The sequence below is a fragment of the Mesorhizobium tianshanense genome (assembly GCF_007830515.1).
In the GTDB taxonomy this organism is placed as follows: Bacteria; Pseudomonadota; Alphaproteobacteria; order Rhizobiales; family Rhizobiaceae; genus Mesorhizobium; species Mesorhizobium tianshanense.
Genome location: NZ_VLKT01000017.1, coordinates 125,344 through 135,368, shown reverse-complemented (window position 1 = coordinate 135,368; position 10,025 = coordinate 125,344). Strand labels below are relative to the sequence as shown.

Annotated in this window: 8 protein-coding genes and 2 pseudogenes; 9 read left to right on the top strand and 1 reads right to left on the bottom strand. The window is 62.8% G+C overall.

The genetic code is table 11. The features are described from left to right. Positions 1-9 precede the first annotated feature (9 nt). Positions 10-276: pseudogene (locus tag IQ26_RS41455) on the top strand (IS630 family transposase); the annotation flags it as partial. 153 nt (positions 277-429) lie between these two features. On the opposite strand, the pseudogene IQ26_RS41450 reads toward IQ26_RS41455, so the two are convergent. After that, a pseudogene (locus IQ26_RS41450) lies at positions 430-609 on the bottom strand (GNAT family N-acetyltransferase); the annotation flags it as partial. Between the two features lie 367 nt (positions 610-976). Here IQ26_RS41450 and mdh point away from each other — a divergent pair. The 8 genes from mdh (at position 977) to IQ26_RS15630 (ending at position 10,018) form a co-directional block, all read left to right on the top strand. After that, a complete protein-coding gene (gene mdh / locus IQ26_RS15665) occupies positions 977-1,945 on the top strand; it encodes a malate dehydrogenase (protein WP_145718729.1) in 969 nt (322 codons plus the stop codon). Between the two features lie 30 nt (positions 1,946-1,975). Beyond that, complete coding sequence (gene sucC / locus IQ26_RS15660) at positions 1,976-3,169, top strand: ADP-forming succinate--CoA ligase subunit beta (protein ID WP_145718727.1); 1,194 nt, start codon at positions 1,976-1,978, stop codon at positions 3,167-3,169. 5 nt (positions 3,170-3,174) lie between these two features. Further along, positions 3,175-3,438, top strand: coding sequence for a hypothetical protein (locus tag IQ26_RS15655; protein WP_145718725.1), 264 nt, complete (start codon positions 3,175-3,177; stop codon positions 3,436-3,438). Positions 3,439-3,460: 22 nt separating this feature from the next. Further along, a complete protein-coding gene (locus IQ26_RS15650; RefSeq protein ID WP_145718723.1) occupies positions 3,461-3,832 on the top strand; it encodes a cupin domain-containing protein in 372 nt (123 codons plus the stop codon). A gap of 49 nt (positions 3,833-3,881) precedes the next feature. After that, positions 3,882-4,784 (top strand): succinate--CoA ligase subunit alpha, encoded by a 903-nt coding sequence (gene sucD, locus IQ26_RS15645; RefSeq protein ID WP_145718721.1) that lies wholly within the window; start codon positions 3,882-3,884, stop codon positions 4,782-4,784. Positions 4,785-4,917: 133 nt separating this feature from the next. Then, the gene (locus tag IQ26_RS15640; protein WP_145718719.1) at positions 4,918-7,905 is read left to right on the top strand and encodes a 2-oxoglutarate dehydrogenase E1 component; all 2,988 of its coding nucleotides are present in this window, start codon (positions 4,918-4,920) and stop codon (positions 7,903-7,905) included. Positions 7,906-7,955: 50 nt separating this feature from the next. Further along, entirely contained in the window at positions 7,956-9,260 is a 1,305-nt protein-coding gene (gene odhB / locus IQ26_RS15635; protein ID WP_145718716.1) for a 2-oxoglutarate dehydrogenase complex dihydrolipoyllysine-residue succinyltransferase, read from the top strand. A gap of 17 nt (positions 9,261-9,277) precedes the next feature. Beyond that, entirely contained in the window at positions 9,278-10,018 is a 741-nt protein-coding gene (locus IQ26_RS15630; protein WP_145718714.1) for a DUF4241 domain-containing protein, read from the top strand. The last annotated feature ends 7 nt before the right edge of the window (positions 10,019-10,025 follow it).

The following is a 10,025-nucleotide window of genomic DNA, read 5'->3' as shown; positions in this document are numbered from 1 at the left end:
ACCGCTCCAATGTCGGCCGCCTGCTGCACCGCCTTGGGCTCAGCCACAAAAAAAACTCTGCAGGCCAGCGAGCAGCAGCGCGCCGACATCCGTGAGGCGCGCGACCTGTGGATCAGGCGACGAAAGCACTTCTTCAACAAGGCCTTGCCGCGCCTGGTCTTCATCGACGAGACGTCGACCAACACCAAGCTGACCAAACGCACGGGCTGGTCGCCCAAGGGCGAGCGCTACAGGACGCATGCTCCCTTCGGCCAATGGAAGACGCAGACCTTCATCGCCGGCCTGCGCTGCCACGGCATGATCGCGCCGTGGATCGTCGATGCCCCGATGAACGGACTCCTCCGCTTCGCCATGCGGCTCCTTCCGCGCCTCGTAAAGCGCGCGCGCCACAACATTGCTCGGTTCGGTGCCGACCCAGGCCTCCTTGCAGCTATGCTCGCGGCCGAGCTCAAACATGGCGTCGAGCATTCTTGTCGCGATGCACTGGCGCTGAAAGGCCGGCGCCACCCCGACTTCATCGATGTAGAGTTCGCTCACCTTGTCCGGATGGCGGTGGATGACGGCCGCGCACTGCCCGACGACCGTGCCGTCGAAAAGCGCCACGATCATGAAATGACCTGGCGAGGCAAGATAGGCGGCAAGGCGATCGGGCCTCACCGGTTCGTCGAACACGTCCTTGGCGACCCGCGTCACAAAGGCGTCGTCGCCAGGAAATAACCTTCTTATTTCCATGTTCATTATTTAAAGTCTCCCAAGTCGGCTTAATTTCTTTGACGCTTACGTAACTCCCGTTGTTTCTAACCGATTGAAATTATTCACTCCAAAATAATCGTTTGAATTTCTTTTGCGCTGGGGCTATTGGGTGCGGCGAAATCTCGCGGCTTCCCGTAGCATTCCGGCCTCCTTCCTCGACGCCGTCATCCCAAGTCGTTAAAGATCGGGGCGTCGTCACAGTCTAAAGGGAAAACATCCTGACATGGCACGCAACAAGATAGCGCTCATCGGCTCGGGCATGATCGGCGGCACGCTCGCCCACATGATCGGCCTCAAGGATCTCGGCGACGTCGTGCTGTTCGACATCGCCGAGGGTATCCCGCAAGGCAAGGGGCTTGATATCGCGCAGTCGTCGCCGGTCGACGGGTTCGACTCCAGGCTGACCGGCGTCAACGACTATGCCGGCATCGAGGGCGCCGACGTCTGCATCGTCACCGCCGGCGTGCCGCGCAAGCCCGGCATGAGCCGCGACGACCTTCTCGGCATCAACCTGAAGGTCATGGAGCAGGTTGGCGCGGGTCTCAAGAAATACGCGCCGAAAGCCTTCGTCATCTGCATCACCAACCCGCTCGACGCCATGGTCTGGGCGCTGCAGAAATTCTCCGGGCTGCCGAAGAGCCATGTCGTCGGCATGGCCGGTGTGCTGGACAGTTCGCGCTTCCGCTATTTCCTGGCCGAGGAATTCAAGGTGTCGGTCGAGGATGTCACCGCCTTCGTGCTCGGCGGCCATGGCGATTCCATGGTGCCGATGATCCGCTATTCGACGGTCGCCGGCATCCCGTTGCCCGACCTCATCAAGATGGGCTGGACCTCGAAGGAAAAGCTCGACCAGATCGTGCAGCGCACCCGCGACGGCGGCGCCGAGATCGTCGGCCTGCTCAAGACCGGCTCGGCCTTCTATGCGCCGGCCGCCTCGGCGATCTCGATGGCCGAGGCCTACCTCAAGGACAAGAAGCGCGTGCTGCCCTGTGCCGCGCATCTCTCCGGCCAGTATGGCGTCAAGAACACCTATGTCGGCGTGCCGGTGGTGATCGGCGCCGGCGGCGTCGAGCGCGTCATTGAGATCGACCTCAGCAAGGCCGAGCAGAAGATGTTCGACAATTCGGTGGCGGCGGTGCAGGGCCTGTGCGAGGCCTGCGTCAACATCGCTCCGCATCTCGCAGCCAAGTGACCCCCGGCAACTGATCTGGAGACATCGCGCATGAACATCCATGAATATCAGGGCAAGGCGCTGCTGAAGGGCTTTGGCGCGCCGGTGGCCGAAGGCGTGCCGGTGTTCGCTGCAAGCGAGGCGGAAGCCGCCGCCAAGGCGCTGCCCGGGCCGCTCTATGTGGTGAAGAGCCAGATCCATGCCGGCGGCCGCGGCAAGGGCAAATTCAAGGAGCTCGGCCCCGACGCCAAGGGCGGCGTGCGGCTGGCGAAGTCGGTGGCCGAGGTCGTCGCCAACGCCCACGAGATGCTCGGCCACACGCTGGTCACCAAGCAGACCGGCCCGGCGGGCAAGCAGGTCAACCGCCTCTATATCGAGGACGGCGCCGACATCGAGCGCGAGCTCTATCTGTCGCTGCTGGTCGACCGCTCGGTCGGCCGCATCGCCTTCGTCGTTTCGACCGAGGGCGGCATGGACATCGAGGCGGTCGCCCACGACACGCCGGAAAAGATCATCACCGTCGCCATCGACCCGGAAAAGGGCGTGACGGCGGATGATCTGAAAGAACTCAACGGCGCGCTGAAGCTCGACGGCGACGCCGCCAAGGACGGCGAGACGCTGTTCCCGATCCTCTACAAGGCCTTCGTCGAGAAAGACATGAGCCTGCTCGAGGTCAACCCGCTGATCGTCATGAGAAACGGCCGGCTGCGCGTGCTCGACGCCAAGGTGTCGTTCGACAACAACGCGCTGTTTCGCCATCCCGACGTGATGAAGCTGCGCGACATCACCGAAGAGGATGAGAAGGAGATCGAGGCGTCGAAATACGACCTCGCCTATGTCGCGCTCGACGGCAATATCGGCTGCATGGTCAACGGCGCCGGTCTCGCCATGGCGACGATGGACATCATCAAGCTCTATGGCGCCGAGCCCGCCAACTTCCTCGATGTCGGCGGCGGCGCGTCGAAGGAGAAGGTGACGGCGGCGTTCAAGATCATCACCAAGGATCCGGCGGTCAAGGGCATCCTGATCAACATCTTCGGCGGCATCATGAAATGCGACATCATCGCCGAGGGTGTGATCGCGGCGGTCAAGGAAGTCGGGCTGCAAGTGCCGCTGGTGGTCCGGCTCGAAGGCACCAATGCCGAACTCGGCAAGAAGATCATCAACGATAGCGGGCTCAATGTGGTTTCGGCCGATGATCTTGATGACGCGGCGAAGAAAATCGTGGCGGCGGTGAAGGGCTGAGCCTGATGGGCCAACCACTTTCTCCATTGGCAGGTGGCTTGGGCTTCATGGCAATGGGACTCGTTTGGCTTTGTCTGGTTGCCTTGGTCAAAGCCGTGTGGGGTGATGAAAAAAAGGCGATAAAGTACGGTATGTTTATGCCTGGGCAGGTTGAATTTCAGAGGCAGTTTCGTCCGTTCTTCGTCGGCATTTTTTTCTGGATGTTCAGGCCGATCGCCTGGGCAATGTTGGGGGGGCGGGTTCTGTGCCGTTCTCTATGGTCTGTTTAAAAATGTTTGGGTTGGGTCGTAGATGCCTCCGCACAAGATAAACCTGGTCGAGGCGGCGGATGCGAAGATCAGAAAAGTCTTCGACCCGCATATCGCCGGTGACGTCAACGAATCCCAGGTCAAGATCGCCAAGTTCGGCGACGTCTTCGACTGGCATGCGCATGACAATGAGGATGAGGCGTTCCTCGTCCTGCGCGGCCGCATCGCCATCGATTTCCGCGACGGCACGGTGGAACTTGGCAGCGGCGAGTTCATCGTCGTGCCTCGCGCCGTCGAGCACCGGCCGCGCTCGCTGAGCAAGGAGCCGGTCGTGCTGATGTTCGAGCCGGCGACGACGCTCAACACCGGCAACGCCAAGAGCGACCTCACCGTCGCCGATCTGAAGCGACTCTGACGATGACCGCGCAGCCTTCCTCGATCAACGATTTGTAAAAAGGGCCACCATGTCCATTCTCGTCGACAAGAACACCAAGGTGCTGGTGCAGGGCCTGACCGGCAAGACCGGCACGTTCCATACGGAGCAGGCGCTGGCCTATCACGGGACAAAAATGGTCGGCGGCATCCATCCCAAGAAGGGCGGCGAGACGTGGACCGGCGCCAAGGGCGAGAGCCTGCCGATCTTTGCGACGGTTGCCGAAGGCAAGGCACAGACCGGCGCCAATGCGTCCGTCGTCTATGTGCCGCCGGCGGGCGCCGCGGAGGCGATCCTGGAGGCGATCGAAGCCGAGATCCCGCTGATCATCTGCATCACCGAGGGCATCCCGGTGATCGACATGATCAGGGTCAAGGCGAGGCTCGACCGCTCGACATCGCGGCTCATCGGCCCGAATTGCCCCGGCGTCCTGACCCCCAACGAATGCAAGATCGGCATCATGCCCGGCAACATCTTCCGCAAGGGCTCGGTCGGCGTTGTTTCCCGCTCGGGAACGCTTACCTATGAGGCAGTGTTCCAGACCACCAATGTCGGCCTCGGCCAGACCACCGCCGTCGGCATCGGTGGCGACCCGGTCAAAGGCACGGAGTTCATCGACGTGCTGGAGATGTTCCTCGCCGACGACGAGACCAAGTCGATCATCATGATCGGCGAAATCGGCGGTTCGGCCGAGGAAGACGCCGCACAGTTCCTCAAGGACGAGGCCAAACGCGGCCGCAAGAAACCGATGGCCGGCTTTATCGCCGGCCGCACGGCGCCGGCCGGCCGCACCATGGGCCATGCGGGCGCGGTCATCTCCGGCGGCAAGGGCGGCGCTGAGGACAAGATCGCGGCAATGGAATCGGCCGGGATCAAGGTTTCGCCGTCGCCGGCAAGGCTCGGCACGACCCTGGTCGAAGCGATCAAAGGTTAAGGGAGTAGGGCAGTAAGGGAATAGGGGAGTAGGGAACGCCAGCGGCAAGAAAATGCCCTATTTCCCTATTCCCTTACTGCCCTACTCCCTTACTCCCCTAGAAAAGGAGACGGAGCTAGGCTCCGCAGACAAAATGGCAAGACAAGATCAGGCCAACGACCAGTTTTCGCTTACCTCTTTCCTCTATGGCGGCAATGCCGATTACATCGACGCGCTCTACGCCGCCTATGAGGAGGATCCCGCTTCGGTTGACCCCGAATGGCAGGATTTCTTCGCGGCGCTGAAGGACGATGCCGGCGATGTCCGCAAGAATGCCAAGGGCGCCTCGTGGGCCAAGCCGTCTTGGCCGCTGCAGGCCAACGGCGAGCTGGTATCGGCGCTCGACGGCGATTGGGGCATCGTCGAAAAGCACATCGAGAAGAAGGTCCAGGACAAGGCGGTGATGAACGGCGTCGCCCTTTCCGACGCCGACGTGCATCAGGCGACGCGCGATTCCGTGCGCGCCATCATGATGATCCGCGCCTACCGCATGCGCGGCCACCTGCACGCCAATCTCGATCCGCTCGGCATCGCCAAGCCGCTAGAGGACTATAACGAGCTGTCGCCGGAAAATTACGGCTTCACATCAGCCGATTACGACCGCCCGATCTTCCTCGACAATGTGCTCGGACTCGAATTCGGCACTATCCGGCAGATGCTGGACATATTGACCCGCACCTATTGCTCGACGCTCGGCGTCGAGTTCATGCATATTTCCGATCCCGAGGAGAAGGCCTGGATCCAGGCGCGCATCGAGGGCACCGATAAGGAGATCTCCTTCACCGCCACCGGCAAGAAGGCAATCCTGCAGAAGCTGATCGAGGCCGAAGGCTTTGAGCAGTTCATCGACGTCAAGTACAAGGGTACCAAGCGCTTCGGCCTCGACGGCGCAGAGGCGCTGATCCCGGCGCTGGAGCAGATCGTCAAGCGCGGCGGGCAGCTCGGCATGAAGGAGATCGTGCTCGGCATGGCGCATCGCGGCCGGCTGAACGTTCTCTCCCAGGTGATGGCCAAGCCGCACCGCGCCATCTTCCACGAGTTCAAGGGCGGCTCGGCCGCACCCGACGAGGTCGAGGGCTCGGGCGACGTGAAGTACCATCTCGGTGCTTCGTCGGACCGCGAGTTCGACGGCAACAAGGTGCACCTGTCGCTGACCGCCAATCCCTCGCATCTGGAAATCGTCGATCCGGTGGTGATGGGCAAGGCGCGGGCCAAGCAGGACTCGCTGTTCGGCCGCAGCCGCGAGGAGATCGTGCCGCTGGAAGAGCGCGCCAAGGTGCTGCCATTGCTCCTGCATGGCGACGCCGCCTTTGCCGGTCAGGGCGTGATTGCCGAGATCCTCGGCCTCTCGGGCCTGCGCGGCCACCGCGTCGCCGGCACGCTGCACTTCATCATCAACAACCAGATCGGCTTCACCACCAATCCGCGCTTCTCGCGCTCGTCGCCCTATCCGTCGGATGTGGCCAAGATGATCGAGGCGCCGATCTTCCACGTCAATGGCGACGATCCGGAAGCCGTGGTCCATGCCGCCAAGGTGGCGATCGAATTCCGCATGAGGTTCCACAAGCCTGTCGTGGTGGACATGTTCTGCTACCGCCGCTTCGGCCACAATGAGGGCGACGAGCCGGCCTTCACCCAGCCGATCATGTACAGCAGCATCCGCCGCCACAAGACGACGGTGCAGATCTATGCCGAGCGGCTGATCGCCGAGGGCCACATCACCCCAGCCGAATTCGACAAGCTCAAGGCCGACTGGCGGGCGCATCTCGAGCAGGAATTCGAGGTCGGCCAGCATTACAAGCCCAACAAGGCCGACTGGCTGGACGGCGCCTGGTCGGGCCTGCGCACGGCCGACAACCAGGACGAACAGCGACGCGGCAAGACCGCCGTGCCGGTCAAGACGCTGAAGGAGATCGGCAGGAAGCTGACCGAGGTGCCGAAGGATTTCGCGGCCCACAAGACGATCCTGCGGTTTCTCGAGAACCGCCGCCAGGCGATCGAGTCGGGCGAAGGCATCGACTGGTCGACGGCCGAGGCGCTGGCCTTCGGCGCCATCCTGCTCGACGGCAATCCGGTCCGGTTGTCCGGGCAGGATTCGGAGCGCGGCACGTTTTCGCAACGCCACTCCGTGCTCTACGACCAGCGCGACGAGACACGCTACATCCCGCTCAACAATCTGTCGGCGGCGCAGGCCGGCTTCGAGGTCATCAACTCGATGCTGTCGGAAGAGGCCGTGCTCGGTTTCGAATATGGCTACAGCCTGGCCGAGCCGAAAGCACTGACGCTTTGGGAGGCTCAGTTCGGCGATTTCGCCAACGGCGCCCAGGTGGTGTTCGACCAGTTCATCTCGTCGGGCGAGCGCAAGTGGCTCAGGATGTCGGGCCTCGTCTGCCTGTTGCCTCATGGCTATGAAGGCCAGGGGCCGGAACATTCGTCGGCGAGGCTGGAGCGTTTCCTGCAGCTTTGCGCCGAAGACAACATGCAGGTGGCCTATTGCACGACGCCGGCTAACTACTTCCACATCCTGCGCCGGCAGCTGAAGCGGGATTTCCGCAAGCCGCTGATCCTGATGACGCCGAAGTCGCTGCTGCGTCACAAGCGGGCGGTGTCGACGCTGCCGGAAATGTCGGGCGAAAGCGCGTTCCACCGGCTGTTGTGGGACGATGCCCAGCAGCTTCCGGGCCAGGCGATCAAGCTCACCAAGGACTCGAAGATCCGCCGTGTCGTGCTCTGCTCGGGCAAGGTCTATTACGACCTCTACGAGGAGCGCGAGAAGCGCGGCATCAACGACATCTATCTGCTGCGCGTCGAACAGCTCTATCCGTTCCCGGCGAAGGCGCTGATCACCGAGCTGTCACGCTTCCGCAACGCGGAGATGGTGTGGTGCCAGGAGGAGCCGAAGAACATGGGCGCCTGGTCGTTCATCGATCCGTATCTGGAATGGGTGCTGGCGCATATCGACGCCAAGCATCAGCGGGTGCGCTATACCGGCCGGCCGGCAGCCGCCTCGCCGGCGACCGGGTTGATGTCGAAGCATCTCGCCCAGCTTGCCGCCTTGCTCGAAGACGCGCTCGGCGAATAGAACAGAGCTCGGCGAATAGAACAGAACCGACAGAAAAACGGACAGGCACAATGGCTACCGAAATCCGCGTCCCCACTCTTGGCGAATCCGTCACCGAGGCGACCATCGGCAAATGGTTCAAGAAGGTAGGCGACGCGATCGCCACCGACGAGCCGCTGGTCGAGCTCGAAACCGACAAGGTGACGGTGGAAGTGCCGGCCGCGGCCGCAGGAAGGCTCAGCGAGATCGCCGTCAAAGAAGGCGAAACGGTCGAGGTCGGCGCTTTGCTCGGCGTGATTTCGGCGGGCGACGGGGCAAAAGCGGCAGCACCTGAACCTGCGAAGGCGTCGCCTTCCGAACCAAAGCAGGACGCCGTGTCGCAGGCCTCGGCGCCGACCGCAGCATCGACCGTCAGGCAAGCCGCGGCCGAGACCGCCAAGATTGCCGGCGACGCCGGGCCGATCGAGGCGCGCGCGATGCCGCCAGCACCGGCGGCGGCGAAGCTGCTGGCCGAAAGCAATCTCGCTGTCGACCAGATCTCGGGTTCAGGCAAGCGCGGCCAGGTGCTGAAGGGCGACGTGCTCGACGCGATCGCCAGGGGCGCGCCGTCGCAGCCGGCCGAGACGCCGAAGGCAGCCCCGGTCGCTGCCCGCGCGCCGTCCTCGGCTGATGACGCGTCGCGCGAAGAGCGTGTGCGCATGACCAAGCTGCGGCAGACCATCGCGCGCCGCCTCAAGGAAGCGCAGTCGACCGCCGCCATGCTGACCACCTTCAACGAGGTGGACATGAGCGCGGTGATGGCGCTCCGGACCAAATACAAGGATGTGTTCGAGAAGAAGCACGGTGTGAAGCTGGGCTTCATGGGCTTCTTCACCAAGGGCGTCACCCATGCGCTGAAGGAGATACCTTCCGTCAACGCCGAGATCGACGGCACCGACATCATCTTCAAGAACTACGCCCATATCGGCGTCGCCGTCGGCACCGAAAAGGGGCTCGTCGTACCGGTGGTGCGCGACGCCGACCAGATGTCGATCGCTGAGATCGAGAAGGATATCGGCCGGCTGGGACTTGCCGCGCGTGACGGCAAGCTTTCCGTTGCGGATATGCAAGGAGGCACGTTTACGATTTCCAACGGCGGCGTTTACGGGTCGCTGATGTCGACGCCGATCCTCAATGCGCCGCAATCGGGCATTCTGGGCATGCACAAGATCCAGGAGCGGCCAGTGGTGGTCGGTGGTCAGATCGTGATCCGGCCGATGATGTATCTGGCGCTCTCCTACGATCACCGCATCGTCGACGGCAAGGAAGCGGTGACCTTCCTGGTGCGCGTCAAGGAAAGCCTGGAGGATCCGGAGCGGCTGGTGCTCGATCTGTGAGCCGGGCCGGTCGCACCATGGCTGGCTGGCTGGATTCCGTGCGCCGATTGTTTCGACGTGGAGTCGTCTGGCTTGGCGTTTTTTCCGCTTTGCCATCCATGGCGCTGGCAGCCGACTGGGATGTCTCCAAGGTAAGCAGTAATCTCGGCGTCTTCGCTCTCAGCGACGCCGAGATGGCGGAGCGGCAGATCACGGTTACCCCGATCGGTGAGCTTGATTTGCCGACGGGCGAGATCATCGCCTGTGATCCTCTTGTGAGCGACATTGAAACCCCAGCCTTGAGCCGCAAGGTCGAGCCGGGGCGCTATCCGGTTTCGCTGTTGGAAGCACGAGGCCGTGTGGCGGCTGCGGTCCTGCGTTTCAGCCCCGGCGCGCCGGTTCGCTGGGAACTGGCCACTGTGCCTGGCGAGGATGTCGCGGCATTGAAAGGTGACGAGGTATACGGGTATCCCGTCGACGCCGGCCTAGGCTCGTTCATGGACAAGACGGCCATCGTGCTGATGTCCGATGAGCAGGACAAGCTGAAATATGGCGACTATTATGGTGAGGTCCTGGCTGCCGAATTTGCGCCGAACCAGGACAGGTTCGTGCTCCATCACCCGGTTGCCGGCAACCCCCTCAACATTGCCATGTTCGGGAGCGGTTGGGGCGATGGGTCCTATCCGTCTTTCTGGGGGCTGGACGCGGGCGGCGAACCGTTGCTGCTCATGACCGACTTCGGCGTGCTGGAGAACGCCGATGGGCGCGAGACCAGGTAGACCCTCC